Below are 24,199 nucleotides of genomic sequence, written 5' to 3'. Positions count from 1 at the left end.
TGTCCTCCCCGAGGAGCCCGCCCATGTCGTCCGACCCGTCCGACCGCGGCCGGTCGCCGCAGTCCAGCGAGACGGGGCGGCGCCGCGCGCGGTGGGTGATCCCCACCGCGTTCGTCGTGGCCGTCCTGCTGGTCATGCTGTTCATCTACCTGGTCAGCACGATCAACCGCTGATCCCGGTCGGCCGTGCGGCTCAGCCGTGCAGCAGGGCGAAGGTCGCCACGGCGTGCGCGATCGCCCTGCCGTCCTGCTCGACGTCGGCGTCGCAGACGGTGAGGTGCTCGCCGCGCGTGCGCACCTGCGCGGTGACGGTGAGCGGTCCGGGCGTGCCGGGGCGCAGGTAGGTGACCGTCAGCTGGCTGGTGGCGGGGACGTCGCCCTCGCCGGTCGTGCTGCGGACGGCGAGCCCCATGGCGGTGTCGACCAGTGTCGCCAGCACGCCGCCGTGCAGGGTGCCGGCCGGGTTGAGGTGCTCGTCGGCCGCCTCGAAGCCGACCGTGGCGCGCCCGTCGGCGGCGTCCTCGGCGCGGGCCCCGAGGCGGGCGGCGAACCCGCCGGTCGCTGCGTCGTCGCTCATGGGTGCGCCGTTACCCGCGGACGGCAGGATGACCCCATGGCGCGCAGCGGACCGGTCGTCGTCTGCCTGGACAAGTTCCGCGGCTCGCTGACCGCGGTGGAGGCGTGCGCGGCGCTCGTGCGCGGGCTGTCCGCGGGCGGGGCCGACGGCCTGGCGCTGCCCGTCGCCGACGGCGGCGAGGGCACGGTGGCCGCCGTCGTCAGCGCCGGCGCCACCCCGGTGGTGCGCACGGTGACCGGCCCCGACGGCGACCCGGTCGAGGCCACGCTGGCCGTGTCCGGCGAGCGCGCCGTGGTGGAGCTGGCCGAGGCCTCCGGGTTGCAGCTGGTCGGTGCGCCGCGGCCGCTCACCGCGACCACCCGCGGCACCGGTGAGCTGCTGCGCGCCGCGCTCGACCTCGGCTGCCGCGCGCTGGTGCTCGGCGTCGGCGGCAGCGCCACCACCGACGGCGGCGCCGGCCTGCTCGAGGCGCTCGGCGCCCGGCTGCGCGACGCCGCCGGCCGGCCGCTGCCCCCGGGCGGGGCCGCGCTGCGCGACCTGGCCGAGCTCGACCTCGGCGGTCTGGACCCCCGGCTGGCCGGCTGCGCCGTCACGCTGGCCTCCGACGTCGACAACCCGCTGCTGGGGCCCTCGGGGGCGGCGGCGGTGTTCGGCCCGCAGAAGGGCGCCCGGCCCGAGGACGTCGCCGTCCTGGAGGCCGGCCTGGCCCGGTGGGCCGACCGGGTGGCCGCCGCCACCGGCCGGGACCTCTCCGCGACGGCCGGCGCCGGGGCGGCCGGAGGCACCGGCTTCGCCGCGCTCGCCGTGCTCGGCGCCCGGATGCGGCCGGGCATCGACGTCGTCCTCGACGAGATCGGCGCCGACCGCGCCCTCGCCGGCGCCGCCCTCGTCGTGGTGGGGGAGGGGCGGCTGGACACGCAGAGCCTGGGCGGCAAGGCGCCGGTCGGAGTCGCGCGCCGGGTGCCGCCGGGCGTGCCGGTCGTGGCCGTGTGCGGGGAGTGCACGGTGCCCGCGGACCGGCTGCGCGCCGCCGGCATCGGCGCCGTCCGGACGCTGCTCGACGAGGCGTCCGGCGACCGGCCCCGCGCCATGGCCGACGCCGGGGCGCTGCTCGAGGGGATCGGCCGCCGGCTGGCCCGCGAGGTCGTGCCGGCGGGCGCCGATCGCTAGCGTCGGCGTCATGGTCCCGGAGACGCTGCCCTGGTGGGAGGACGGCGAGCGGCACCTCGGCACCGCGCTCGGCCGCCTGGTCGACGAGGAGTTCGACGCGCCGTCGCTGCTCCCCGGCTGGTCGCGCCGGCACGTGCTGGCGCACGTCGCCCGCAACGCCGACGCCCTCGTCAACCTGCTCACCTGGGCCCGCACCGGCGTGGAGACGCCGATGTACCCCTCACCGGAGGCCCGCGACGCCGGCATCGCCGAGACCGCGCGGCTGGCGCCCGACGAGCTGCGCGGCGAGCTGCTGCGGGCCACCGAGCGGCTCGCCGAGGCGGTGCGCGGCATGCCCGAGGAGGCATGGACCGCCGAGGTGCGCACGTTCCAGGGGCGGGCCGTGCGCACGTTCCAGGGGCGGGCCGTGCCGGCGGCCGAGGTGCCGTGGATGCGCTGCCGCGAGGTGTGGGTGCACGCGGTCGACCTCGCCACCGGGGTCACCTTCGACGACGTCCCCGAGGACGTGCAGGCCGCGCTGGTCGACGACGTCTTCCGGATGTGGGACGTGCGCGACGAGGTGCCCGACGTCGTGCTGTTCGCGGGGGACCGGGAGTGGGGCACCGGCGCGCTGGCCGTCGCGGGGCCCCTGCCGGCGGTGACGGCCTGGGTCACCGGCCGCAGCGCGGGGGACGGGCTGACCGCCGACGGCGACCTGCCGACCCTGGCTCCCTGGCTCTGACGCCCGTGCCCTGCCCCGCCCGGGCGCGGGGCGCGAGCACTTCGGGGAGAGGGGGCCGGACGAGCCCCCATCGGCACGACGGCGTGTCAGGATGCCCGCGCCGCAGCGCCCGAGGGGATGCTGCCGCGACCGTTCGTACAGGCAACTCCCAGGAGCATCGATGACCAACCCCGGCCAGGACAACCCGCCGCCGCAGCGGCCGGCCGAGCCCACCCGGGCCGTCCAACTGCCGCGGGTGCCGCCCCCGCCGCCGGGCGCACCGCACCAGACCCCGCCCCCGCCGCCGCAGCAGGCCCCCCAGCAGCAGACCCCGCAGCAGCAGACCCCGCCGCCCCCGCCGCCGTCCGGCTGGGCCCCGCCCCCGCCGCCGGGGGCCCCGCAGCAGTCGCCGCCCCCGCCGCCCTCCGGGTGGGGATCGCCGGCGCCGCAGGACCAGCACGCCCAGGGCCAGCACGGCCCGGGGCAGCACGGCCCGGGGCAGTACGCCCAGGGCCCGCAGGGGCCCGGTGAGCACGGACCGCAGGGCGGCTGGACCCCGCCCGGCCAGCCCCCGCAGGGCCAGCAGCCGCAGGGGCAGCCGTACCAGCAGTGGGCTCCCGGCCAGGGCGGCCCGGACCAGCAGTGGGGCGCCCCGGCCCCGGCGCCGACGGGGGGCAAGGGCGGCAAGGGCAAGCTCATCGGCATCATCGCCGGCGCCGTCCTGCTCGTCGCGGTCGGCGTGCTGCTCTTCCTCTTCCTCGGCTCCGGCCGGCTCGAGGTGGGCGACTGCGTCACGCTGAGCGCCGAGGGCGAGGCCGAGGAGGTCGACTGCGGCTCGTCGGAGGCGCTGTTCGAGGTGATCGGCGTGCAGGACGGCGAGCAGACCTACGAGGAGTACCTCGCCGACCCGAACACCTGCGCCGACTTCCCCGAGACGGTCCAGCCCATCTGGCAGGGCGCCGAGGGCGAGGAGGGCACCGTCCTCTGCGCCGGCGCGCTCTGAGCCGCTGACCCGGGCCTCCCGGGGTGGGCACATACCACCCCGGGAGCCCGACGCGCCAGAGGCGGTCCGGACGGCGAGCGTCCTCCCGCCCCGCCGGCCCGCCCCGCACTACCCTCCGCCGCCATGGCTCTCAGGCGACGGACGTGGTTGTGGCTGGTGGCGGGGGCGCTGGTGGTGGTCGCCGCCGTGACCCTGGTGTGGTTCCAGCCGCAGAAGCTGCTCTACGACCAGCGGGTCGACGAGGCGCTGCCCGCCGCCGAGGGCGGGGACGCCGTCGAGCTGGCCGTCGGCACGTTCGTCTCCCGCGAGCACGAGACCGTCGGCACGGTGCGCGTCCTCGAGCTGCCCGACGGGGAGGTCGTCGTCCGGTTCGAGGGCTTCGAGACGTCGAACGGCCCGACGCTGTCGGTCTGGCTCTCGCAGGGCAGCGCGACCGGCCCCGAGGACGCCTTCGACGACGACTACGTCAGCCTCGGCACGCTCAAGGGCAACGTCGGCGACCAGAACTACGTCGTCCCCGACGGCGTGGACGCGACCGCCTTCACCAGCGTCGTGGTCTGGTGCGACCGGTTCTCCGTCTCCTTCGGCGCGGCCGACCTGGGCGCCGCGGCGACGTCCTGAAGGAAATCCTCGGAGATCCTCCGGCGACCGTGTCGATCCGGCGGCAGGCCGTTCGACGTCCGTGCAGAGCGGGGGAGGCGCCCCGCCACGACGAGAGGACAGACCGATGCGTTTCATGGTGATCGTCAAGGCCGACGAGCAGACCGAGGCCGGCGCGATGCCCACCGAGCAGGAGCTCGCCGAGATGGGCGCCTACAACGAGGAGCTGGCCAAGGCCGGCGTCATGCTCGCCGGCGAGGGCCTGCACCCCAGCTCGAAGGGCGCCCGCGTCCGCTTCGACGCCGACGGCAAGGGGACCGTGATCGACGGTCCGTTCGCGGAGAGCAAGGAGCTCATCGCCGGCTACTGGATCCTGCAGGTCTCCTCGCGCGAGGAGGTGCTGGAGTGGGTGAAGAAGGCGCCGTTCCGCGGCACCGAGATCGAGGTGCGGCAGGTCTTCGAGGCCGACGACTTCGGCGAGGCCTACACGCCCGAGATCCGCGAGCAGGAGGACCGGATCCGGGCGCAGGTCGAGGCCCAGCAGGGCAGCTGATGGCGGGTCGTCCGGGGCGGCGTCGATGACGACGGTGGACGTCCACCGCGTCGTCGACGCCGTCTGGCGCATGGAGTCGGCCCGGCTCGTCGGCGCCCTCACCCGCGTCACCGGCGACGTCGGCCTGGCCGAGGAGCTGGCGCAGGACGCGCTGGTGGCCGCGCTGGAGCAGTGGCCGTCGTCCGGCGTCCCCGACCGGCCGGGCGCGTGGCTGATGGCGACGGCCAAGCACCGGGCCGTCGACACCTTCCGCCGCAACGAGACCCTGCGGCGCAAGACCGCCGAGCTGGGCCGGGAGCTGGAGGAGGCCGACGAGCCCGACTGGGCGGCGGCGCTCGACGAGGTGGTCGAGGACGACGTCCTGCGCCTGGTGTTCATCTCCTGCCACCCCGTGCTCGGCCGCGAGGCGCGGGTGGCGCTCACCCTGCGGCTGGTCGGCGGCCTGACCACCGACGAGATCGCCCGCGCCTTCCTCGTGCCGGAGTCGACGCTGGCGCAGCGGATCGTCCGGGCCAAGCGCACGCTGAGCGCGGCGAAGGTGCCCTTCGAGGTGCCGATCGGGCCCGACTTCACCGCCCGGCTCTCCTCGGTGCTCGAGGTGCTCTACCTCGTCTTCAACGAGGGCTACGCGGCGACCGCGGGGCAGGACTGGATCCGCCCGACGCTGTGCCAGGAGGCGATGCGGCTGGGCCGGATCCTGGCCGCGCTGACGCCGGAGGAGCCGGAGGTGCACGGCCTGGTCGCGCTGATGGAGATCCAGGCCTCCCGGCTCGGCGCCCGGGTCGGCCGGGACGGCGCCCCGGTGCTCCTCGCCGACCAGGACCGCAGCCGGTGGGACCGGGTGCTCATCGGCCGGGGCCTGGCCGCCCTCGAGCGCGCGGAGTCGACCGGCCGCGCGCTGGGCCCGTACGCGCTGCAGGCGGCCATCGCGGCCTGCCACGCCCGCGCCCGCACGGTCGAGGAGACCGACTGGGCGCGGATCGCGGCCCTCTACGAGGCGCTGGCCGAGCTGGCGCCGTCCCCGGTGGTCGAGCTCAACCGGGCGGTCGCCGTCTCCCGCGCCTACGGCCCGGCCGCCGGCCTGGAGCTGGTCGACGCGCTGCGCGGGTTGCCGGCGCTGCGCGGCTACCACCTGCTCCCCAGCGTCCGCGGCGACCTGCTGGAGCGGCTGGGCCGGCTGGCCGAGGCCCGCGCGGAGTTCGCGCAGGCGGCGTCGCTGACCCGCAACGAGCGCGAGCGCACGCTGCTGCTCGACCGCGCGGCCGCCTGCGCGGGGCAGGCCGGCGCCGTGCCGGGTGAGCTGCGCGCCCCGGGGCCGCCGACGGGCTGACCCGCCGAGCCAGCCGGAAGGATCTTCCGCCATCCGGTCGTGCGCCTCTAGCCTGCGCGCATGGCGCGGCTCTTCGCCTACCGCAGCTACCGCGACGCCCCCGCCGCCCTGGAGTGGCTGGCCGCCCTCGGTTTCGAGACGGTCCGCCGCCAGGACGACGAGTCGGGACGGGTCGTGCACTCCGAGGTGCGTCTCGGCGACGTCGTCCTCATGGTCTCCAGCGACGAAGCCGGCTACTCCCGGCCGCCGCTGGTGGGCAGCTCGACCGGCGACGGTCTCTACCTGCGGGTGGACGACGTCGACGGCTGCCACGACCGCGCCGTGGCCGCCGGCGGCCGCTCCGTGTTCCCGCCGGAGCAGACCCCGTTCCACACCCGCCGGGCCCGCGTGCTGGACCCCGAGGGCGGCGAGTGGAGCTTCGGCACCTACGAGCCCGGCGTCGCCTGGTGACGGGCGCCCGCGCAGCCCGCCGTCCACCGGCTCCGCGGCCGCGGCGCTGAACGGTCACCCCAGGCGCGCCAGCAGCACCCGCGCGACGCGCAGCGCCGCCTCGTCGTCCGGGTCCCGGTCCGCCGCGGAGCGCAACCAGGCGGCCAGCGGCCCGGCGACGGCGGGGGACAGGCCCGCGATCCAGGCCGCGCTGCGGGCCCGCGCCTCCGCCACGTGCTCGGTGGCGCCGTCCGGACCGTGGGCCACGACCTCCGGTCGGCTGGCCAGCAGGCCACCGAGCCGCCAGTCCCCCGGGGTGGCCCGCCGGGCCGCCTCGGCCAGGCGGTCGGCGGCGGCGTGCAGCTCCTCGCGTGTCACCCCTTGACGGTACGAAACCGTGCGTTGCGGGCAACTTCTGTGCCCAGCCGCCGAGTGAGGCGCCGCGACTTCGTAGATGCCTACAAAGCGGAACCTGTTCGTCACCGATAGTCTCGTCCCGGGTCACGCCGGGTGTCCCGGCGCTCACGGGGGTGCGCCGGGCCCCCGGCCCCCCTGGTTCCTCAGCCCCGGCGCATCGGGACGTGCGGGATGCCGTCCTCCACGTAGCCCGGTCCGTTGCGCCGGAAGCCGAACCGCTCGTACCACCCCTCCAGGTGGGCCTGGGCGCCCAGCGCGATGGGGGCGCCGCCGCACAGCTCGATCCCGGTCTCGATCAACCGGGCGGCCAGCCCGTGGCCGCGCCACCCGGCGGCGGTCACCACCCGGCCGATCGCCCACCCCTCGGCCTCGCGCAGCACGCGGATCGCCGCCACCGGCCCGCCGCCGGTCTCGAACCAGAGGTGGACGGTGTCGGGTTCGGTGTCCCGGCCGTCGAGCTCCGGGTAGGGGCACTCCTGCTCCACGACGAAGACGTCGACCCGCAGGCGGCACAGGTCGTACACCTCCCGCCCGGTGAGCTCGGGGAAGCGGGCCTGCCGCATGCGCGGCTCGGGGAGCTCGGTCACCCAGCCGTTGTAGCGCAGCCGCTCGACGACGACGTCACCGTCCCCCCGCTGCGGGCCGTGCGTCTGGTTAGGTGTGCCTCGCCTATCCGCTGGGAGGATCTGCTCGTGCACAGGCTCCGCCGGGTCGTCGTCGCCCCCGCCACCGTCCTCGCCACGCTGTCCGCGCTCGCCGCCTGCGGCTCCGCAGAGGGGGCCGACGCCGAGACGCTGACCGTCTACAGCGCCCAGCACGAGAGCCTCGTGCGGGCCATGCTCGAGGACTTCACCGCCGAGACCGGCATCGAGCTGGAGTTCCGCGACGGCAACGACTCCGAGCTGGCCAACCAGATCGTCCAGGAGGGGGAGGCGTCCCCGGCCGACGTCTTCCTCACGGAGAACAGCCCCTCGATCCGCGTCGTCGACGAGGCCGGCCTGCTCGCCCCGCTCGACCGGGCGACGCTGGACCAGGTCGGGCCGCAGTACCGGCCGGCGTCGGGCACCTGGACCGGCTTCGCCGCCCGCGCGACGGTGCTCGGGTACCAGCCGGCCGCGGTCGCGGAGGACGAGGTCCCGGCCTCGATCCTCGACCTGGCGAACCCGGAGTGGGAGGGCCGGGTCGGGATCGCCGCCGGCGGCGCCGACTTCCAGGCGATCGTCAGCGCGGTCCTCGCCCTGCGCGGCGAGGAGGCGACGCGGGCCTGGCTGGAGGGCCTGGAGCGCAACGCGGAGGTCTACGCCAGCAACACCGCGGTCATGAAGGCCGTGGACGAGGCCGAGGTCGACGTCGGCGTGATGTACCACTACTACTGGTACCGCGACCAGGCCGAGAACGGCCTCGTCGGCGACGACGTCGTCCTGCACTACTTCCGCAACCAGGACCCGGGCGCCTTCGTCAGCGTGTCCGGTGCCGGCGTGCTCGCCTCCTCCGACCAGCCCGAGCAGGCGCAGCAGCTGGTGGAGTACCTCACCAGCCCGGCCGCGCAGGAGCGGCTGGCCGACAGCGACGCCCTCGAGTACGCCGTGGGGGTCGACGTCGCCTCCGCCGAGGTGCTGCCGCCGCTGGCCGACCTGCGGGCCCCCGAGCTCGACCCCGGCTCGCTCGACGCGCCCACGGTCACCGAGCTCATGCAGGAGGTGGGGCTGCTCTGACGGCGGCGCCCGCGACGACGACCGGCTCCGGGGCCCCGCCCCGGGGCCGGGTTCGTCCTGCCCGGGGCCCCGCGCGGCTGAGCCGGCACCCGGTGACGCTGCTGCTGGCCGCCGCGGTGGCGGTGCTGGCTCTGCTGCCGCTGGGCTACATCGCCTACTACACCGCCGACGTGGGGTGGGCGGGCGTGCGCGAGCTGGTGCTCCGGCCGCGCGTGGCCGAGCTGCTGTGGAACACCACCCGGCTGGTCGCGGGCACGGTGGCCTGCTGCGCCGTCCTGGGCGTGGGCGCGGCCTGGCTGACCGAGCGCTCCTCGGTGCCCGGCCGGCGGGTCTGGCACGTACTGCTCGTCGCGCCCCTGGCGGTGCCGGCCTTCGTCAACGGCTACGCCTGGATCTCGCTGCTGCCCGGGCTGGACACCTACGGCGGCGCCCTGCTCGTGGTGACGCTGTCGTACTTCCCGTTCGTCTACCTGCCCGCCGTGGCCGCCTTCCGCGGGCTCGACCCGGCGCTGGAGGAGACCGCCCGCGGGCTGGGCCTGTCGAACTGGGCGGTGTTCCGCCGCGTGCAGCTGCCGCAGCTGCGGGTCGCCGTGCTCGGGGGCAGCCTGCTGGTCGCGCTGCACCTGCTCGCCGAGTTCGGCGCGTTCGCGATGCTGCGCTACCCGACCTTCACGACGGCGATCTACGACCAGTACCGCGCCACGTTCAACGGCCCCGGCGCCACGATGCTCGCCGGCGTGCTGGTGCTGCTCTGCCTCGGCCTGCTGCTGGCCGAGCTGCGGCTGCGCGGCCGGCACGGCTTCGCCCGCACCGGCCGGGGCGCGGCACGCCCCGGCCGGCCGGTGCCGCTGCGGGCGCTCACCGCCCCGGCGCTCGCCGGGCTCGGCGCGCTGGTCGGCCTGGCCCTCGCCGTGCCGTTGGGCGTCCTGGTGCTCTGGCTGGTCCGCGGAACCTCGGCGACCCTCGACACGGCCCGGCTGCTCGCCACGACCGGCAGCACGCTGGCGCTGGCCGCGGCCGCGGCGGTGGTGACGACGGCGCTGGCGGTGCCCGTCGCCCGGCTCGCGGTGCGGGTGCGCGGGCGGGTCAGCACGCTGCTCGAGCGCAGCACCTACCTCGGCAGCGCCGTCCCGGCGATCGTGATCGCGCTGGCGCTGGTGACGCTCAGCATCCGGGCGACGCCGTGGCTGTACCAGACGGTGCCGGTGCTGCTCGCCGCCTACGCGATCCTCTTCCTCCCGCGCGCGGTGGTGACGGTGCGCGCCGCGGTCGAGCAGTCCCCGCCCCTCTACGACGACGTCGCCGCCTCGCTGGGCGCGGCGCCGCTGGACCGGCTGCGCCGGGTGACCCTGCCGCTGCTGGCGCCGGGCATCGGGGCCGGCGCCGCGCTGGTCTTCCTGGCCGTGGTCACCGAGCTCACCGCCACCCTGCTGCTGGCCCCCACCGGCACGACGACGCTGGCCACCGCGTTCTGGTCGGCCAGCAGCGCCCTCGAGTACGGGGCCGCCGCGCCGTACGCCCTGGTCATGGTGCTGCTCTCCGCGCCGGCCACCGTCCTGCTGTCCCGCGATGCCCGACGAGGTCTGACCACATGAGCTCCCTGACCGTCCGGGGCGTGACCAAGTCCTTCGGCGCCACCCCGGTGCTCACCGGCGTCGACCTCGACGTGCCGACCGGCAGCTTCACCGCGCTGCTGGGGCCGTCGGGCTGCGGGAAGACGACGCTGCTGCGGCTGGTCGCCGGCTTCGACGACCCGGACTCCGGCACGATCACCCTGGGCGGCACCGTGGTGGCCGGCGCCGGGCGCAGCGTGCCCGCCCGCCGCCGGGGCATCGGCTTCGTGCCCCAGGAGGGCGGGCTGTTCCCGCACCTGTCGGTGGCCGGCAACGTCGCCTTCGGCCTGCCGCGCCGCGCCCGCCGCGACACCGGCCGGGTGCGCGAGCTGCTGACCCTGGTCGGCCTCGACCCCGAGCTGGCCGCGCGGTCCCCCCACCAGCTCTCCGGCGGCCAGCAGCAGCGGGTCGCGCTCGCCCGGGCGCTCGCCCCGCGGCCGTCGCTCGTGCTGCTCGACGAGCCGTTCTCCTCCCTCGACGCCTCGCTGCGGGAGGAGACCCGGCAGGCCGTCGCGGCCGCGCTGCGGGAGGCGCGCGCCACCGCCGTGCTGGTCACCCACGACCAGGCGGAGGCGCTGTCCACGGCCGACCAGGTCGCCGTCCTGCGCGGAGGCCGGCTGGTGCAGCTCACCGACCCGCGGACGCTCTACCGCAGCCCGCGGGACCTCGACGTCGCCACCTTCGTCGGGGAGGCGGTCGTGCTCGACGCCGAGGTCGGCGACGGGCGGGCGCGGTCGGTCCTCGGGTCGCTGCCGGTCGAGGGCGCGCCCGCGGCGGGGCCCGCGCGGGTGCTGCTGCGCCCCGAGCAGCTGCGGCTCGGGGAGCCCGACCCGGCGCTGCCCGCCGCGCGGGTGCGCAGCGTCGACTTCTTCGGCCACGACGCCCGGGTGTGGCTGGACCTGCCGTCCGGGCAGTCGGTGTGCGCGCGGCTGGAGGGGATGCACCTGCCGGTCGCGGGCCAGCAGGTCTCGATCTCGGTGCGCGGCGCCGCCCTGGCGTTCCCCGCCGATCGGGCTGTCCGCAGCGGTTAGGTGTGCCTAAGCTCACCGCGTGGATCTCTTCCTCTTCACCGTCGACGCGGAACGAGGTCGCGACGTGCTGGCCGCCGGCGCGGCGGGGCTCGTGGTCGACTGGGAACGCCGCGGCAAGGCCCGCCGGCAGGCCGGCGAGGGCACCCAGATCAACTCCGACACCCCCGCCGACCTCAGCCGCGTGCGCGCCGCCGTCGACGGCCGGATCCTCTGCCGGATCAACGGCTTCGGCGGGTGGACGGCCGGGGAGGTGGAGGTCGCCCTCGCCCGCGGCGCCGACGAGATCCTGCTGCCGATGGTGCGCACGACCGACGAGGTCGACCGCACGCTGGAGATGGTCGCCGGCCGGTGCGGGCTCGGCATCCTCGTCGAGACCCAGGACGCCGTCGACCGGGCCGCCGAGCTGGTCCGGCGGCCGCTGTCGCGGGTCTACGTCGGGCTCAACGACCTGCGCATCGACCGCCGGTCCACCTCGCTGTTCGCGCCGCTCGTCGACGGCACGGTGGAGCAGGTGCGCGCGCTGGTCGACGTGCCCTTCGGCGTGGCCGGCCTGACCCTGCCCGGCGGCGGCTCCCCGGTCCCCGGCGCGCTGCTCGCGGCCGAGCTGGTCCGCCTCGACGTCGACTTCACCTTCCTGCGCCGGTCGTTCACCGCCGACATGGTGGGGCGCGACCCGTTCGTCGAGGTGCCGCGCCTGCTGGGCTTCCTGGCCGACCTGCGGGCGGCCGGGTCGGAGGAGGTGGCGGAGCGCCGCGCCCGGTTCGTGGCGGCCGTGTCCGGCCGCGACGTCGCCGAACCCCTGGCCGCGCCGGCGTGAGGGCTCTGGTCACCGGCGCCGGCGGGTTCGTCGGCCGGCACCTGGTCGCGCGTCTGAGGGCCGACGGCTGGGACGTCGTCGGTCTCACCCGCGCCGACGCCGACCTCGCCGACCCGGTGGCCGGGGCCGCCGCGGTGCGCGCCGCCGATCCCGACGTCGTGTTCTCCCTCGCCGCCGCCCGGGCCAGGACTACGGCGGGTGAGCGCGCCGCCACCGTCGCGGTGAACACCAGCCCCTGGCTGGTCGACGCGCTGCCCGACCGGTGCCGGGCGGTCGTCCGGCTGGGCTCCTCGACCGAGTACGCCGCCGGGCCGGAGCCGCTCGACGAGGCCGCGCCGCTGCGGCCCCGCGGCTTCTTCGGCGCCACCAAGGCGGCCGGCTCGCTGCTGCTGCAGGCGGCCGCCGCCGAGCGGGGCGTGCGCGCCGCGGTGCTGCGCGCGTTCCAGGTCTACGGCCCGCAGGACCACCCCGCCCGGCTGGTGCCGGTGGTGCTGGCCGCCGCCCGCACCGGCGCGGTCGTCCCGCTGCCGGCACGGGTCAGCCGTCGCGACTGGGTGTGGGTGGGCGACGTCGTCGACGCGTGCGTCCGGGCCGCGCTCGCCGACGGGCTGCCCCCGGGCGCCGTGCTCAACGTCGGCACCGGCGTGCAGACCAGCACCGAGGAGCTGGTGGCCACCGCCGAGCGGGTCACCGGACGGCGGATCGCGACCGCGCCCGGGGCCCACCCGGGGCGGGAGTGGGACAGCGCCGACTGGGTGTGCGACCCGGCCGCGGCGCGGCGGCTGCTCGGCTGGGCGCCCACGGTCGACCTCGCCGAGGGGCTGGCCCGGACCTGGCGCGCGGCGTCGTGACCCGGGTCGCGGTGGTCGTCCCGGTGTACCGCAACGCCCCGACGCTGCGGCCCCTCTGCGAGCGGCTGGCCGCGGCCCTCGACGGCCACGACTGGCACCTGCGCCTGGTCATCGACGCCTCGCCCGACGACAGCGTGCGGGTGGCGCACGAGCTCGCCGCCACCGACCGGCGGGTGGCGGTCACCGGCCTCACCGTCAACGTCGGCCAGCACGCGGCGCTCACCACCGGCCTGGCCGCCGAGGAGGACGTCGACGTCTGGGTGTGCATGGACGCCGACCTGCAGGACCCGCCCGAGGCGGTGCCCGCGCTGCTCGACCGGCTCGCCCGCGGCGACGTGGAGGCGGTCTTCGCCGGACGGCGGGGCCGCTACGAGTCGGCGCTGCGCCGCGCGACCGGCGGGCTGCACCGGCGGCTGGCCGCCCGGCTCACCGGCCTGCCGCCGGACGCGGGGGCCTTCCTCGCGATGACCCGGGCCGTGCGCGACGCCGTCGTCGCCGCCCAGGCCCCCAGCGTCGTGCTCGCGGTCGGCCTGGCCGGGCGCCCGGTCGCCAGCGTGCCGGTCGCGCGGGACCGCCGCGCCGAGGGCCGGTCGGCGTGGACCGCCCGCCGGCGCCTGCGCCAGTCGGCGCGGGCCCTGCTGTGGGCCGCCCGGGCCCGGCGGCGGGGTTAGCTAGCGGGTCCAGAGCTGCACGACCAGGTCGGTCTTCGACCCGGGGAACGAGCGCTCGTCGGCCAGGCGCAGCCCGGCGCCGCGCAGGATCGCGTCGTCGTCGGTTGGCTCGGGCTCGCCGTCGATGAGCCGGCGCACCACCCACACCCGGTCCTCGCCCGGCGGGGCGTCGTCGGGCGGCAGGACGACGTCGGCGCGCAGCCGCGGCGCGAGCAGCCGCACGTAGTGGTCGAGCCCGAGCGCGGAGCGCTGGTCGGCGGCGACCACCGGCTCGCCGGCGCGCTGCACGCCGGCGAGGTACCGGACGACGTCGTCGGACCGCTCGCGGGCCTCGCGGACGAACAGCGGGGAGGACACCAGCAGGGCGCAGCCGACGAGCAGCGCGGCCACCGGCAGCCGGGCGGCGCGGGGGAGGACCCAGGCGCCGGCCGCGGCGAGGACCCCGAGCCCGAGCAGGCCGGCGAGCAGGTACCGGGGCAGGTACACCGGGCGCAGGAGCTCGGCCAGCGTGAGCAGCAGCAGCGGCACGACCGCCCACGCCGTGCCGACCACCCGGACGCCGGCGCCGCGCAGGCCGCCGACGACCGCCAGCCCGGCGGTCAGGAACAGCAGCGGCCACGAGTGCCCGGTCCAGGCGGCGAACGCGAGGTCGGCCAGCCGCCCGCCGGTGTCGTGCAGGTGCTCGGCGTTGCGGGCGCCGGTGCCGTTGAGCAGGTTGACCCCGATCAGCGCGGCGGGCGGCAGGGCGGCCGCGGCGCCCACGGCGAGCAGCGGCAGCGCCCGCCGGCCGCGCAGCAGCAGCCCGGCGACGACGAACGCGGCCACGACCGTGACCGCGTACCAGTGCATCAGCCCCGCGCCGGCGCCGCCGAGGCCGAACAGCAGCAGGCCGCGCGGGGCCCCGCCCAGCCAGCGCGCCAGGCCGAGGGCCGCGGCGCCGGTGGCCAGCACCGCCGGCCCGTAGCTGCGGGCCTCGACGGCCTGCTCGAGCACCAGCGGGCTCACGGCCAGCACGCAGCCGGCGAGCACCCCGGTGGGCCGCCCCGCGAGCCGGCCGACCGCGCGGGTGACCAGCGCCAGCCCACCGGCCGTGGCGAGCAGCGACAGCACGCGCAGGGAGGTGTCGCCGGCGACGCCGGGCAGCGCGAGCCAGGCGTGGGCGAGCACGTAGTAGGGCGCGTTGTAGGACGGCGGGACGCCGGCCAGGTAGCTCGTCGTCCCCTCGCCGGAGGCGACCGCGGCGAGGACGTCGCCCAGCGGGAGCCGGGCCACCTCCGCGGAGAACAGCTCGTCGAACCACAGCCCGTGCCCGGGGGCGAGCAGCAGCCCGCCGAGGGCGAGGACCAGCGCCGGGGGGAGGAGCTCGAGCAGCCGCGCGGAGCGCCGGCCACCGGAGCGGTCCGCGGTCGCGGGGGCGTCGCGGAGCGCCGTCGAGGTCACGCGCTAGAGGTTAGGCAACCCTGCGGCCGCTCAGCCGTCGTCGCCGTCCCGGTCGTCGGCGCGGTCCCGGGTCCGGTGGTACAGCGGGGTGGCGAACCACCACCACCCGAGCAGGACGGCGACGGCGCCGGCGGTGAGCCACGCCTGGGTGGCGCTGAACAGCACGTCGACGACGAGGAGCACCGCCGAGCAGATGGCCAGCGCGAGCACCGCCGTGCCGGCGATGGTCGACTTGCTGCTCCGCTTGAGCAGGTTCTCCTTGTCGTGCTTGCGGAACAGGATGCGGTGCTGGGCGGTGGGCGCGATGAGCAGGCCGGTCGCGACGGCCGCGGACACCAGGCTCACGAAGTAGACGTCCCGCTGGAACGCGGTCATCTCCTCCACGCGCTGCTGGAAGGGCACGACCAGCAGGAAGGCGAACAGGAACTGCACCCCGGGCAGGGCGACCCGGAGCTCGTTGAGGAGCTCCATCAGCTCCCGGTTGATGCGCTCCTGCCGGCTCTCGCCCGGCTCCCCGCGGTCCGGCCGCGACCTCTCGCGCACGCTGCTGCCCATGCCGACGCCTCGCTCTCCTCCGACGGTGTCACCTCGGATCACGACGCCCGTTCACCTGGTGTTCACCTCGTCCGCGGAAGGATGCCGCACACGCGGGTACCGCGGCGGCATGTCGATGACGAGCCCGCTCGAACCCGAGAAGGGGATGCCGGACGACGGCATCCCGGCCGCCGACCCGGGTGCCGGGGGACCCGAGCCGGCCGAGGGGTTCGGGATCGAGGGCGAGGAGCCCGACGTCGCCCACCACGAACGGGCCGACCCACCCGACGACCCGCCGGACCTGCCGCGCGACGACGTGTCGTTCCGGACGCCGGACCCGCGGGACATCGGGACCTAGGCGGGGGTCCCGTACCGCGCGGCGGCCCGGGCGCGCGCCTTGGCCGCCTCCACCTCGCGGTCCTTCGGCGGCGCGGTCGTCACCAGGGAGTCGAGCAGCCGCTGCGAGGCGGCGGCCACCTCGGCGACGGCCCGCTCGAACACCTCGGCGTTGGCCTGCGACGGCCGCGTCGTCCCGCTGATCTTGCGGACGTACTGCAGCGCCGCCGCCTGGATCTCGTCGGACGTCACCGGCGGCTCGAAGTTGGCCAGCGGTCGGATGTTCCGGCACATGCCCGGCAGCCTACGAGCGGGGCGGGACGTTCAGACCCCGAAACCGGCGCGGTCGATCCTGCGGTGGTAGCGGTCGCCGAGCGTGCCGCCGAGGACCGCGCCGAGCAGCGTGACCACGAGGATCGCGGCCAGCGTGACGATCCCGGCGGTGGTGGCGGTGCCCTCGTCGACCGGGATGCGCGGCAGGTTGAGCTGCTGGAGCACGTTGTACTCGGCGCCGAGCGCGACGCCGGCCAGCGCGAGCAGCAGCACGACCAGCAGGCCGATCAGCCACACGGCCAGCCCCTGGCGGACGCCGTCGAACCGGGCCATCCGCCCGGCGACGTAGCCGCCGGCGAGGTAGGCGAGGAACAGGACGACGAGGATGCCGATCCCACCCGCCAGGCCCAGGGTGCCGGCCTGCGCGGCGGCCTCGTCGGCCGTGTCGAGGCCGCTGGTGAGCCCGATGGCGACGCCGGCGGCGGAGAGCAGCGCGATCAGTACGACCGCGAGCCCGTTGGCCGACAGCCAGCCGAAGAACGCCGCCCCCCACTTGATGCCGCCGAAGCGGGCGCGCTGGGCGGCGACCGCGTCGCGGGCGGCGCCGCGCGTGGCGTGCGAGCCTTCGGTCGTGGTGGTCCCGTCGCGGTCCGGTGCGGTGTCGTGGCGCGCCATGGCCGGCCTCCTCCGTCGCAGGTCGGACCGTGGATTCCCCTGGTCAGGACGGCGGAAACGGGGTCCGGCGTCGCCCGATCGGGGGACGCCGTGACGGTCGTGCTCGTGGACGCGGCCAACGTCGTCGGCTCCCGGCCCGACGGCTGGTGGCGCGACCGCGCCGGCGCGACCGCGCGGCTGCTGGCGCGGCTGGCCGCCCTGCCCGGCACGGCGCTGCCCGGCCCGGACGGCGCCCGCCTGGACTGCACCGGCGTGGTCGCGGTGGTGGAGGGGCGGGCCCGCGACGTCGCGGCGCCGGAGGGCGTGCGGGTCGTCCGCGCGCCCGGCAGCGGGGACGACGCCCTGGCCGCCTGCGCCGCGGAGCTGGCCGGCGCGGGGGAGCCGCCGCTCGTGGTCACCGCCGACCGCGGCCTGCGCGCGCGGCTGCCCGCGGGGGCGCCGGTGACCGGCCCGGGCTGGCTGCTCGACCGGCTGGGGCATGGATCGGTCGGAGACGGGTAGGTCGCGCACAACCCTTCCCGAGCAGACCGGAGTTCCCCGCATGCCCGCCGCACCGCGCACCGTCCTGATCACCGGCGCCTCGAGCGGGATCGGCCGCGCGACCGCCCGCCGCTTCGCCGGGAGCGGGGACGCGCTGGTGCTCGTCGCGCGGGGCCGGGAGTCGCTCGAGGCGGCCGCGGAGGAGGCGCGGGCGGCCGGCGCCGCCGAGGTGGTCGTCAGCCCGGCCGACGTCACCGACCAGGACGCCCTGCATGCCGTGGTGGACGCCACCGTGGAGCGGTTCGGCCGGCTCGACGTGGTCGTGCACTCCGCGCAGGTCATGGCCTACGGCCGCGTCGAGGACGTGCCGGCCGCGGTGTTCGACCGGGTCGTCGACACCGCGCTGCACGGCACCGCCAACCTCGGCCGGGCGGTGCTGCCGGTCTTCCGCCGGCAGGGCGCGGGCCACCTGGTCGTCGTCAGCTCGCTGCTGGCCTCGGTCGCCACCCCGCTGATGGGCGGCTACATCGCCGCCAAGTGGGGGCAGATGGGCCTGGTCCGGGTGCTGCAGCAGGAGGTCCGCGACGTGCCCGGGATCAAGGTGTCGGCGGTCGCCTGCGGCGGCGTCAGCACGCCGATCTACTACCAGGGCGCCTCCTACATGGGCCGCACCGGCCGCCCGCCCATCCCGGTCTACTCGCCGGAGCGGATCGCGGGGCGGATCGCCCGCGTGCTCGACCGGCCGCGGCGGATGGTGCACGCCGGGCCGCTCAACCCGCTGGTCATCGCCGGCTTCCGGCTGTTCCCCGCGGTGTACGACGCCCTGGTCGGGCCGATGCTGCGGACGTTCGCCGTCTCCCGGGACGAGGTCGGTCCCACCGAGGGCAACGTCTTCGAGTCCCGCCCGGAGACCAACGCCACCCAGGGGCCGTGGCGCGGCATCTGACGGGCGGAGCTCCGCGCCGGCCCCAGGCCGAGACGGCCCTCCGTGCACGCGACACGGTCGGGCACGCCGACCGACCGTGCACGGATCGCCTCCTCGGCGCCGGGGCGTTCCCGCGGGGACGTCAGCCGGAGGCCTGCGCGCGGGCGTAGCGGGCCGGCGGCTCGCCGACCACGCGGGTGAAGTCGCGGACCAGGTGGGCCTGGTCGGCGTAGCCGAGCTCGGCGGCCAGCGCCGCCCAGTCCACCGGACCGGCCGCGGCGCGACCGGCGGCCTCGTGCAGCCGCGCCCAGCGCACCAGCTCCTTGGGCCCCACGCCGATCCACCCGGCGCAGAACCGCTGCAGGCTGCGGGGCGTGGTGGCCAGCCGGGCGGCGAGGTCCTCCACCCGGCGGATGCCCGGTTCGGCGTCGACCAGGGCGACCAGCCCGTCGGCGCGGTCGACGGCCGGGTCCGGCGGCGGGCACAGCGGGGTGAGGACGGCGTCGACCAGCGCCGCGGCCGCCGCGGCGTCGGGCGCGGCCGCCACCTCCGCGCGGACGGCGTCGGCGTCGAGGTCGACCAGCGCGCGCACCGGCACCTCGGTGTCGGTCAGCGCCGACACCGGCCCGGTCAGCCACGGCCGCGCCCCGCCGGGCCGGAAACGCACGCCCACGACACGGCCGCGCCCGCTGAGCTCGTACCCGCTGTCGGAGCGGCGCGGCGGGCCGGTGACCCGGGCGCGGTCGGGCTCGAACGACAGGTGCACCGACGGGTTGGGCAGGATCCGCTGCACGTGGCCGCGGCCGGCCGGCAGCGCCCACTCGACCGTCCAGAGGTAGGACGCGAAGGCGGCCAGCCGGGGTGAGGGCGCATGCCGGCGGACGTCGAACAGGGTCTCCGCGGTCCGCGGGTGCAGGATGCCGCGGTCGTCACCGGGCGGTCCGTCGGCGGGCACCGGCCGATTCTGTCGCGGATCTTCAAGACCCGGGACCACCCCCGCGGGTGGACTGAGGGCATGACGAACACGACCGCGCACACCGAGGCCCTGCAGGTCCGCACCGCCGCCGAGCTCGCGGCCTCCGCCGTCGCCGCCGTCCCGGCCGACCGCTGGTCCGCGCCGTCGCCGTGCGCCGACCACGACGTCCGCAGCCTGGTCGAGCACCTGGCGTGGGGTGCCCTGCTGTCGCGGAACGCCGCCGAGCGGACCCCGCTGGAGCGGGACTGGAGCAGCGACGAGCCGCCGCCGTTCCTCGCCGGCCTGGCGCCCCACGGGTGGGCGCCCGCCGTGGCGCGCGAGCTGCGCGCTGCCGCCGACGCCTGGGCCGGGCCCGGCGCCTGGGAGGGGGAGACGGTGATGGGGACGTCGCCGATGCCCGCCGCCGTCGTCGGCCCGATGATGCTCGCCGAGTTCGCGGTGCACGGCTGGGACGTCGCCCGCGCGGTGGGCGCGCCCTACCCGGTGCCCGAGGGGCTCGGCCGGTCCGTGCTCAGCGCCGTGGCGGGCATCGCGGCGATGGGGCGCGACGGTGGCTGGTTCGGCGCCGAGGTGCCGGTCCCAGCCGACGCCCCGGCGTTCGCGCGGGCGCTCGGCCTCGCCGGCCGCGACCCCGCCTGGGCACCGCCGGCCTGAGATCGGCACCACGGGAGCCGCCACCGGAGGGGCCGGTGGCGGCTCCTGTGGCACGGGCGTGGTTCGACTCACGGGGAGTTCCCCCGGATGCGCGTGAAGCGGCGCCGGTCCTGGGGCACGGTGGAGGTACGGGTGCCCGAGGTCGTGTGCTCTTCCCTGCCCCTCGCCCTCCCGAGAGACGAACCCCCATGACGACTCCCTCCTTGCTGACGCGCGCCCGCGTCCCGGTCGCGGACCTGGTCCGCTCGACCGCCGCCCGCGCCCCGCAGCCCTCGACGCAGCGGCTGCGCGCCGCCGTCACCGCCCTCTTCGTGCTCGACGGCGCCGTCTTCGGCAGCTGGGCCGCCCGCGTGCCCGACGTGGCGGCTCGGGTCGGCGCCGACCACCGCACGCTGGGGCTCGCCCTGCTCTGCCTGTCGCTCGGCGCGCTGGTCTGCATGCGCGTCACCGGCGCGTGGTGCGCCCGGTTCGGCGCGGGGCGGGTGGCCGCCGTCGCCGCGGTCGCCGTCTCCGCCGGCGCGGTCCTGCCCGGCCTGGTCGCCACCGTCCCGGGCCTGTGCGCGGCGCTGTTCGTGTTCGGTGCGGCCACCGGCATGGTCAACGTCGCCGCCAACTCCGTGGGCGTCGAGGTGGAGGCCCGCGTCGGCCGGCCGCTCCTGTCCGGCCTGCACGCCGGCTTCAGCCTCGGCGGCCTCGCCGGCGCGCTGCTCGGCGGCGCCGTCTCCTCCCTGCTCGGCGTCCCCGCGCACCTGGCGCTGGTCGCCGCCGCCGGCCTGTTCGTCAGCGCGTGGGCGCTGCCGGCCCTCGTCGGCGCCCGGCGGTCCGCCGCGGCCCCGGACGCGCCGGGCCACCCCGACCGTCCGCGCCGGCGGCCGACCGCCGTCCTCGTGGTGCTCGGCGCCGTCGCCGGCTGCACCGCCTTCGGCGAGGGCGCGCTCACCGACTGGGGCGCCCTGCTGCTGCGCGAGCAGCTCGCCGCGCCGGCCACGGTGGCCGCCGCGGGGTACGCCGGCTTCTCGCTCGCCATGGCCGCGGGGCGGCTCGCCGGCGGCCGGCTGCTGCAGGCGGTGGGGGAGCGGCGGCTGCTGGTCGGCGGCACGCTGCTGGCCGCGATCGGCGCCCTCGCCGCGGTGACGACGTCGTCGCTGACCGTCGCGCTGAGCGGCTTCGTGCTCGTCGGGCTGGGCCTGGCCAACGTCTTCCCGCTGGCGATCGCCCGCGCCGGGCTGCTCGGCGGCGCGAGGGGCATCGCCCTGTCCACCACGGTCGGCTACACGGGTCTGCTGGGCGGCCCGCCCGTGATCGGGCTGCTCGCCGAGTCCGCCGGGCTGCCGGTGGCGGTCGGCTCGGTGGCGGTGCTGGCGGTCGTGGCCGGCGTCCTCGTGCTCACCGTCTCGGGCGAGCGGGTCCGGCTGCCGCGGCCGCGAGCGCTGCTCGACCGGGCCGTCGCCACCGTGGGGCGGCTGCAGCCGGTGGTGTCCGGCTTCGGGCACGGCACCGGTGTCTACGTGCGGGACCTGACGGTGCTGATCCCGGACCGGCCCGCGCTCGAGGCCGAGCGCCGCCGGGTGGCGGCCGCGGGGCGGGGCTCCGTCGGCGCGCTCGAGCACGAGGCCGCGCTGCCCTAGCGGCTGCGGACCCCCTCGGGTTTCGCCTCCGGGACGTCCGGCGCCAGCTCGTCGTCGCGGGGTGGCCGCTTCCACTCGACCAGCAGGAGCGACGCGTCGTCGCTGGTGCGGCCCCGGCGGGCGGCCATGAGGGCGTGGGAGAGCTGCCGGACGGACTCGGCGGCGGGGAGGCCCGCCGTCGTCGTCCGCTCGATGACCTCCCGCAGCCGCTCCTCGCCGAACTGCTCACCGCCGACCCGCTCCTCCACCACGCCGTCGGTGAAGAACAGCACGCGGTCGCCGGGTTCCAGCCGTGCCGACCGCACCCGCGGCTCCCGGTCCCCGCCGAGGCCCACCGGCCGGGTGACCGGACCGGTCAGCTCGCCGACCACCCGGCCCCCGCGCACGAGCAGCGGGGCCGGGTGGCCGGCGTTGACCCAGCGGAGCTCGCCGCTCCCGGTGTCCAGCCGGCCGATCTGGGCGGTGGCGAACCTGCCCGGGAACGTGGCGGCCACCGCACGGTCCATCCGCGCGTACAGCTCCGGCAGGTCGGCGCCCTCCTGGCGGCCGTGCCGGTAGGCGGCGATGACGACGGTCGCCATGGTCGCCGCCTCCAGCCCGTGCCCCATCGCGTCGAAGACGGCGACGTGCAGCGCGTGCTCCTCGAGCGCGTAGTCGAAGCTGTCGCCGCCGACCTCGTACGCGGGCTCGAGGATGCCCGCCAGGTCGACGTCGGGCGTGGTCATCGCCAGCGGGGGCAGGGTGTCGCGCTGCAGCCGCGCCGACAGCGTCATCGGCCGGGCGGTGCGGGCCCGCTCGAAGGTGTCCGTGTACGCGGACTTGGTGACGATCAGGTCGGCCACCAGGCCGGCGAGCCGCTGGGCCAGCCGCCGGTCGCCGTCGGTGACCGCCTGCAGGGTCAGGGAGAGGACGCCGACGCGGTCGGAGCCGTCGAGCATGGGCAGGTGCAGCCGCCAGCTGCCGTCGGGGAGCTCGATCTCGACCGGCTGGTCGGTGCGGAACGCCTCCCCCTCCGGCGACTCGTCGATCGGCACCCGTCGCCCGCCCAGGCCCCGGCCCGCCAGCGGGGAGAGGCTGACCTGGTCGTGGTCCTGCACGTGGATCGCGACGTCCCCGCCGCCGGCGGCGACCACCTCCTGGGCCACCATCGGGCCGACCAGCCGGGGCGGGATGAGGTGGGCGCGGTCGAGCAGGGAGCCCAGCAGCGCCTCGCCCAGGCTCTCCTCGACCGACCGGCCGCCCGATCGGTCGTGGAACCCGACCGGGGCGTTGCGGCCCTCCTCGTCACCCGCCGGCACGGCGCTCCCGCTGCGCGCCCGCCCGCGTCGGGGGTCGCGGGCGCCGGCCCCGGGCCGGCAGCAGCCGGGCCAGCCGGTGGGTGCGCCCGGCGGTGAGCTCGGCCGTCGTCGGGGGAGCGGGTCCGGGCTCGGCCTCCAGCGCGGCGTGCCGCTCCCGGAGCCGGGCGCGCACGTCGTCGGGGGTGTACGCCCGCCGCTGCCGCTCGCCGCGGGCCAGGACGGCGCCGGTCGCGGCGACCCCGGCGAGGCCGGCCAGACCGAGCAGCTTCCACAGGCGCACCTCCGTAAGTTAGCGCCGTGCCCGCCCGCCGCGCCCTGCCGCTCGACGAGGCCGTCGACCTGACCCGCACCGGCGACGTGTGGATCTTCCGCGGCGGCTCGCCCGCCGACCGGGTCATCCAGGCGGTCACCAACGCGCCGGTCAACCACGTCGGCATGGCCGTCGTGCTCGAGGACCTGCCGCCGCTGCTCTGGCACGCCGAGCTCGGCAGGTCGCTGCCCGACGCCTGGACCGGAGGGCACCACCGGGGGGTGCAGCTGCACGACCTGCGCGACGCCGTCGTCACCTGGCGGAGCCGGTACGGGCAGCGCGCCTGGCTGCGCCAGCTGGTCGGCCCGGCCGACGACGGCGGGGTGACCCGCGAGATGGAGGACGCCGTCCTGCGCACCGTCGCCCGGCTCGACGGCAGGCCGTTCCCGACGACCCGCGGGCTGGCGAAGGGCTGGATCAGCGGCCGGCTGCGGCGGCGCACCTCGACCGAGGCCGTCTACTGCGCCGAGCTGGTGGCCGCCACCTACACCGCGATGGGCCTGCTGCCGGCCGAGCGGCCGCGCAACTGGTACGACCCCGGGAAGTTCTGGTCCGGCGACGATCTGCGGCTGCTGCAGGGCGCCACCCTGGGCGACGAGATCGCCGTCGACGTGCCGGCGGGCGGGTGAGCCCGCGGGCCACCCGATGGGGGTGGTCCGCCGGGTCGGGCTGCGCCGGCCGCGGCGGGGCTCCGATCAGGAGGCCATGTCCTCCTCCCCGACCACCGCCGTGCTGCCCGGCGGGCCGTTCGCCGACGACACGCTGCTGCCCGGCCCCACCGCCCTGCTCGGCCGGCTGGCCGGCCGTCTCGCCGACCGGGCCGGGTCGCCCGCCACCCTCGCCGTCGTCGGCCTGCTCCGCCGCGACGACGGCTGGCCCACCGCGCCCGCCACCATGCGCGCGGTCACCGCGCTGCTGGCCAGCGGCGTGCGCGGGGAGGACTGGCTGGCCCGCGAGGGCGCCGCCAAGTTCGCCGTCCTGGTCGCGGGGGGCCCGGACGGCGCCGAGGTCGCGGTGCGCCGGCTCGTCGGTGCCGTCGGCGGGGTCGTCACCGGGGTGGCCGCCTGCGCGGGCCTCGCGGCCCTGGAGCCGGGGCTGACCGCTGAGGAGGTGCGCCGCGGGGCGCTGCTGTCGCTGGCCGCCGCCCGCACCCGGGGCGCGGGCGCGCTGGTCCGCTACCGCGGCGGCCGCTGA

The 24,199-nt window shown here is 77.4% G+C and carries 31 protein-coding genes; 21 read left to right on the top strand and 10 right to left on the bottom strand.

The features are described 5' to 3' along the window. Nucleotides 1-23: 23 nt before the first annotated feature. Nucleotides 24-173, top strand: coding sequence for a hypothetical protein (locus ACI78S_RS04975; RefSeq protein ID WP_456971112.1), 150 nt, complete (start codon nt 24-26; stop codon nt 171-173). Between the two features lie 19 nt (nt 174-192). On the opposite strand, the gene ACI78S_RS04970 is transcribed toward ACI78S_RS04975, so the two are convergent. After that, complete coding sequence (locus ACI78S_RS04970) at nt 193-576, bottom strand: PaaI family thioesterase (protein WP_456971111.1); 384 nt, start codon at nt 574-576, stop codon at nt 193-195. Nucleotides 577-612: 36 nt separating this feature from the next. Here ACI78S_RS04970 and ACI78S_RS04965 point away from each other — a divergent pair, with 36 nt between their 5' ends. From ACI78S_RS04965 to ACI78S_RS04935, 7 genes are all read left to right on the top strand, one after another. Beyond that, on the top strand, nt 613-1,746 hold the full coding sequence (locus tag ACI78S_RS04965; protein WP_456971110.1) for a glycerate kinase: 1,134 nt from the start codon (nt 613-615) through the stop codon (nt 1,744-1,746). A 10-nt stretch (nt 1,747-1,756) separates the two neighbouring features. Then, nucleotides 1,757-2,467 carry a maleylpyruvate isomerase family mycothiol-dependent enzyme gene (locus ACI78S_RS04960; RefSeq protein WP_456971109.1) on the top strand — a complete coding sequence of 237 codons (711 nt, stop codon included), beginning with the start codon at nt 1,757-1,759 and terminating at the stop codon, nt 2,465-2,467. A 160-nt stretch (nt 2,468-2,627) separates the two neighbouring features. Then, nucleotides 2,628-3,449 (top strand): LppU/SCO3897 family protein, encoded by an 822-nt coding sequence (locus tag ACI78S_RS04955; protein ID WP_456971108.1) that lies wholly within the window; start codon nt 2,628-2,630, stop codon nt 3,447-3,449. Nucleotides 3,450-3,572: 123 nt separating this feature from the next. Further along, on the top strand, nt 3,573-4,070 hold the full coding sequence (locus tag ACI78S_RS04950; protein ID WP_456971107.1) for a DM13 domain-containing protein: 498 nt from the start codon (nt 3,573-3,575) through the stop codon (nt 4,068-4,070). A 106-nt stretch (nt 4,071-4,176) separates the two neighbouring features. After that, a complete protein-coding gene (locus ACI78S_RS04945; RefSeq protein WP_456971106.1) occupies nt 4,177-4,602 on the top strand; it encodes a YciI family protein in 426 nt (141 codons plus the stop codon). A 25-nt stretch (nt 4,603-4,627) separates the two neighbouring features. Continuing rightward, nucleotides 4,628-5,932, top strand: coding sequence for an RNA polymerase sigma factor (locus ACI78S_RS04940; protein WP_456971105.1), 1,305 nt, complete (start codon nt 4,628-4,630; stop codon nt 5,930-5,932). 60 nt (nt 5,933-5,992) lie between these two features. Next, the gene (locus ACI78S_RS04935) at nt 5,993-6,382 is read left to right on the top strand and encodes a VOC family protein (RefSeq protein WP_456971104.1); all 390 of its coding nucleotides are present in this window, start codon (nt 5,993-5,995) and stop codon (nt 6,380-6,382) included. 54 nt (nt 6,383-6,436) lie between these two features. Here ACI78S_RS04935 and ACI78S_RS04930 read toward each other — a convergent pair whose 3' ends face one another. Both ACI78S_RS04930 and ACI78S_RS04925 read right to left on the bottom strand, forming a co-directional pair. Beyond that, nucleotides 6,437-6,739 (bottom strand): hypothetical protein, encoded by a 303-nt coding sequence (locus ACI78S_RS04930; RefSeq protein WP_456971103.1) that lies wholly within the window; start codon nt 6,737-6,739, stop codon nt 6,437-6,439. 182 nt (nt 6,740-6,921) lie between these two features. Beyond that, nucleotides 6,922-7,365, bottom strand: a complete 444-nt coding sequence (locus tag ACI78S_RS04925) for a GNAT family N-acetyltransferase (protein WP_456971102.1) — start codon at nt 7,363-7,365, stop codon at nt 6,922-6,924. A gap of 105 nt (nt 7,366-7,470) precedes the next feature. Between ACI78S_RS04925 and ACI78S_RS04920 the strand changes: the two genes are divergently transcribed. From ACI78S_RS04920 to ACI78S_RS04895, 6 genes are all read left to right on the top strand, one after another. Then, on the top strand, nt 7,471-8,493 hold the full coding sequence (locus ACI78S_RS04920) for an iron ABC transporter substrate-binding protein (RefSeq protein ID WP_456971101.1): 1,023 nt from the start codon (nt 7,471-7,473) through the stop codon (nt 8,491-8,493). A gap of 92 nt (nt 8,494-8,585) precedes the next feature. Beyond that, entirely contained in the window at nt 8,586-10,088 is a 1,503-nt protein-coding gene (locus ACI78S_RS04915) for an ABC transporter permease (RefSeq protein WP_456971100.1), read from the top strand. Further along, the gene (locus ACI78S_RS04910) at nt 10,085-11,137 is read left to right on the top strand and encodes an ABC transporter ATP-binding protein (protein ID WP_456971099.1); all 1,053 of its coding nucleotides are present in this window, start codon (nt 10,085-10,087) and stop codon (nt 11,135-11,137) included. The genes ACI78S_RS04915 and ACI78S_RS04910 overlap by 4 nt, the downstream gene beginning before the upstream one ends. 19 nt (nt 11,138-11,156) lie before the next feature. Then, entirely contained in the window at nt 11,157-11,954 is a 798-nt protein-coding gene (locus ACI78S_RS04905) for an aldolase/citrate lyase family protein (RefSeq protein ID WP_456971098.1), read from the top strand. Further along, nucleotides 11,951-12,805 (top strand): NAD-dependent epimerase/dehydratase family protein, encoded by an 855-nt coding sequence (locus tag ACI78S_RS04900; RefSeq protein WP_456971097.1) that lies wholly within the window; start codon nt 11,951-11,953, stop codon nt 12,803-12,805. The genes ACI78S_RS04905 and ACI78S_RS04900 overlap by 4 nt, the downstream gene beginning before the upstream one ends. After that, nucleotides 12,802-13,476 (top strand): glycosyltransferase, encoded by a 675-nt coding sequence (locus ACI78S_RS04895; protein WP_456971096.1) that lies wholly within the window; start codon nt 12,802-12,804, stop codon nt 13,474-13,476. The genes ACI78S_RS04900 and ACI78S_RS04895 overlap by 4 nt, the downstream gene beginning before the upstream one ends. On the opposite strand, the gene ACI78S_RS04890 is transcribed toward ACI78S_RS04895, so the two are convergent. Together ACI78S_RS04890 and ACI78S_RS04885 are read right to left on the bottom strand one after the other, a co-directional pair. Next, nucleotides 13,477-14,916 carry a hypothetical protein gene (locus ACI78S_RS04890; protein WP_456971095.1) on the bottom strand — a complete coding sequence of 480 codons (1,440 nt, stop codon included), beginning with the start codon at nt 14,914-14,916 and terminating at the stop codon, nt 13,477-13,479. A 30-nt stretch (nt 14,917-14,946) separates the two neighbouring features. Beyond that, entirely contained in the window at nt 14,947-15,471 is a 525-nt protein-coding gene (locus ACI78S_RS04885) for a DUF6328 family protein (RefSeq protein WP_456971094.1), read from the bottom strand. A gap of 109 nt (nt 15,472-15,580) precedes the next feature. On the opposite strand from ACI78S_RS04885, the gene ACI78S_RS04880 reads away from it, so the two are divergent. After that, nucleotides 15,581-15,808, top strand: a complete 228-nt coding sequence (locus tag ACI78S_RS04880) for a hypothetical protein (protein ID WP_456971093.1) — start codon at nt 15,581-15,583, stop codon at nt 15,806-15,808. Here ACI78S_RS04880 and ACI78S_RS04875 read toward each other — a convergent pair. Further along, nucleotides 15,805-16,080, bottom strand: a complete 276-nt coding sequence (locus ACI78S_RS04875) for a DUF2277 domain-containing protein (protein WP_456971092.1) — start codon at nt 16,078-16,080, stop codon at nt 15,805-15,807. The two genes, ACI78S_RS04880 and ACI78S_RS04875, sit on opposite strands and share 4 nt — an antisense overlap. Nucleotides 16,081-16,110: 30 nt before the next feature. Next, nucleotides 16,111-16,734 (bottom strand): hypothetical protein, encoded by a 624-nt coding sequence (locus ACI78S_RS04870; RefSeq protein ID WP_456971091.1) that lies wholly within the window; start codon nt 16,732-16,734, stop codon nt 16,111-16,113. Nucleotides 16,735-16,824: 90 nt separating this feature from the next. On the opposite strand from ACI78S_RS04870, the gene ACI78S_RS04865 reads away from it, so the two are divergent. Together ACI78S_RS04865 and ACI78S_RS04860 are read left to right on the top strand one after the other, a co-directional pair. Beyond that, the gene (locus tag ACI78S_RS04865) at nt 16,825-17,235 is read left to right on the top strand and encodes a hypothetical protein (protein ID WP_456971090.1); all 411 of its coding nucleotides are present in this window, start codon (nt 16,825-16,827) and stop codon (nt 17,233-17,235) included. A 40-nt stretch (nt 17,236-17,275) separates the two neighbouring features. Beyond that, the gene (locus tag ACI78S_RS04860; RefSeq protein WP_456971089.1) at nt 17,276-18,160 is read left to right on the top strand and encodes an SDR family NAD(P)-dependent oxidoreductase; all 885 of its coding nucleotides are present in this window, start codon (nt 17,276-17,278) and stop codon (nt 18,158-18,160) included. Between the two features lie 121 nt (nt 18,161-18,281). Here the strand turns inward: ACI78S_RS04860 and ACI78S_RS04855 are convergent, their stop codons facing one another. Next, on the bottom strand, nt 18,282-19,094 hold the full coding sequence (locus ACI78S_RS04855) for an AraC family transcriptional regulator (RefSeq protein WP_456971088.1): 813 nt from the start codon (nt 19,092-19,094) through the stop codon (nt 18,282-18,284). A 60-nt stretch (nt 19,095-19,154) separates the two neighbouring features. Between ACI78S_RS04855 and ACI78S_RS04850 the strand changes: the two genes are divergently transcribed. Together ACI78S_RS04850 and ACI78S_RS04845 are read left to right on the top strand one after the other, a co-directional pair. Then, entirely contained in the window at nt 19,155-19,769 is a 615-nt protein-coding gene (locus ACI78S_RS04850) for a TIGR03086 family metal-binding protein (protein ID WP_456971087.1), read from the top strand. 188 nt (nt 19,770-19,957) lie between these two features. Continuing rightward, on the top strand, nt 19,958-21,397 hold the full coding sequence (locus ACI78S_RS04845) for an MFS transporter (protein WP_456971086.1): 1,440 nt from the start codon (nt 19,958-19,960) through the stop codon (nt 21,395-21,397). On the opposite strand, the gene ACI78S_RS04840 is transcribed toward ACI78S_RS04845, so the two are convergent. Together ACI78S_RS04840 and ACI78S_RS04835 are read right to left on the bottom strand one after the other, a co-directional pair. Next, nucleotides 21,394-22,695 carry a PP2C family protein-serine/threonine phosphatase gene (locus ACI78S_RS04840; RefSeq protein ID WP_456971085.1) on the bottom strand — a complete coding sequence of 434 codons (1,302 nt, stop codon included), beginning with the start codon at nt 22,693-22,695 and terminating at the stop codon, nt 21,394-21,396. The two genes, ACI78S_RS04845 and ACI78S_RS04840, sit on opposite strands and share 4 nt — an antisense overlap. Then, nucleotides 22,682-22,975, bottom strand: a complete 294-nt coding sequence (locus ACI78S_RS04835; RefSeq protein WP_456971084.1) for a hypothetical protein — start codon at nt 22,973-22,975, stop codon at nt 22,682-22,684. The genes ACI78S_RS04840 and ACI78S_RS04835 overlap by 14 nt, the downstream gene beginning before the upstream one ends. 17 nt (nt 22,976-22,992) lie before the next feature. On the opposite strand from ACI78S_RS04835, the gene ACI78S_RS04830 reads away from it, so the two are divergent. Together ACI78S_RS04830 and ACI78S_RS04825 are read left to right on the top strand one after the other, a co-directional pair. Continuing rightward, nucleotides 22,993-23,634: a hypothetical protein gene (locus ACI78S_RS04830; RefSeq protein ID WP_456971083.1), complete on the top strand. Its 642-nt coding sequence runs from the start codon at nt 22,993-22,995 to the stop codon at nt 23,632-23,634. A gap of 76 nt (nt 23,635-23,710) precedes the next feature. Further along, complete coding sequence (locus ACI78S_RS04825; RefSeq protein ID WP_456971082.1) at nt 23,711-24,199, top strand: hypothetical protein; 489 nt, start codon at nt 23,711-23,713, stop codon at nt 24,197-24,199.

It is taken from the genome of Geodermatophilus sp. SYSU D00815 (assembly GCF_054050035.1).
This window is presented reverse-complemented; position numbering and strand designations above follow the sequence as displayed.

What these genes read in the sequence shown, in the direction of transcription:
- ACI78S_RS04875 (WP_456971092.1), bottom strand. Translation starts at nt 16,080, where the DNA reads ATGTGCCGGAACATCCGACCGCTGGCCAACTTCGAGCCGCCGGTGACG.
- ACI78S_RS04845 (WP_456971086.1), top strand. Translation starts at nt 19,958, where the DNA reads ATGACGACTCCCTCCTTGCTGACGCGCGCCCGCGTCCCGGTCGCGGAC.
- ACI78S_RS04935 (WP_456971104.1), top strand. Translation starts at nt 5,993, where the DNA reads ATGGCGCGGCTCTTCGCCTACCGCAGCTACCGCGACGCCCCCGCCGCC.
- ACI78S_RS04885 (WP_456971094.1), bottom strand. Translation starts at nt 15,471, where the DNA reads ATGGGCAGCAGCGTGCGCGAGAGGTCGCGGCCGGACCGCGGGGAGCCG.
- ACI78S_RS04880 (WP_456971093.1), top strand. Translation starts at nt 15,581, where the DNA reads ATGTCGATGACGAGCCCGCTCGAACCCGAGAAGGGGATGCCGGACGAC.
- ACI78S_RS04940 (WP_456971105.1), top strand. Translation starts at nt 4,628, where the DNA reads ATGACGACGGTGGACGTCCACCGCGTCGTCGACGCCGTCTGGCGCATG.
- ACI78S_RS04955 (WP_456971108.1), top strand. Translation starts at nt 2,628, where the DNA reads ATGACCAACCCCGGCCAGGACAACCCGCCGCCGCAGCGGCCGGCCGAG.
- ACI78S_RS04970 (WP_456971111.1), bottom strand. Translation starts at nt 576, where the DNA reads ATGAGCGACGACGCAGCGACCGGCGGGTTCGCCGCCCGCCTCGGGGCC.
- ACI78S_RS04975 (WP_456971112.1), top strand. Translation starts at nt 24, where the DNA reads ATGTCGTCCGACCCGTCCGACCGCGGCCGGTCGCCGCAGTCCAGCGAG.
- ACI78S_RS04965 (WP_456971110.1), top strand. Translation starts at nt 613, where the DNA reads ATGGCGCGCAGCGGACCGGTCGTCGTCTGCCTGGACAAGTTCCGCGGC.
- ACI78S_RS04870 (WP_456971091.1), bottom strand. Translation starts at nt 16,734, where the DNA reads ATGGCGCGCCACGACACCGCACCGGACCGCGACGGGACCACCACGACC.
- ACI78S_RS04960 (WP_456971109.1), top strand. Translation starts at nt 1,757, where the DNA reads ATGGTCCCGGAGACGCTGCCCTGGTGGGAGGACGGCGAGCGGCACCTC.
- ACI78S_RS04950 (WP_456971107.1), top strand. Translation starts at nt 3,573, where the DNA reads ATGGCTCTCAGGCGACGGACGTGGTTGTGGCTGGTGGCGGGGGCGCTG.
- ACI78S_RS04860 (WP_456971089.1), top strand. Translation starts at nt 17,276, where the DNA reads ATGCCCGCCGCACCGCGCACCGTCCTGATCACCGGCGCCTCGAGCGGG.
- ACI78S_RS04850 (WP_456971087.1), top strand. Translation starts at nt 19,155, where the DNA reads ATGACGAACACGACCGCGCACACCGAGGCCCTGCAGGTCCGCACCGCC.
- ACI78S_RS04910 (WP_456971099.1), top strand. Translation starts at nt 10,085, where the DNA reads ATGAGCTCCCTGACCGTCCGGGGCGTGACCAAGTCCTTCGGCGCCACC.
- ACI78S_RS04825 (WP_456971082.1), top strand. Translation starts at nt 23,711, where the DNA reads ATGTCCTCCTCCCCGACCACCGCCGTGCTGCCCGGCGGGCCGTTCGCC.
- ACI78S_RS04945 (WP_456971106.1), top strand. Translation starts at nt 4,177, where the DNA reads ATGCGTTTCATGGTGATCGTCAAGGCCGACGAGCAGACCGAGGCCGGC.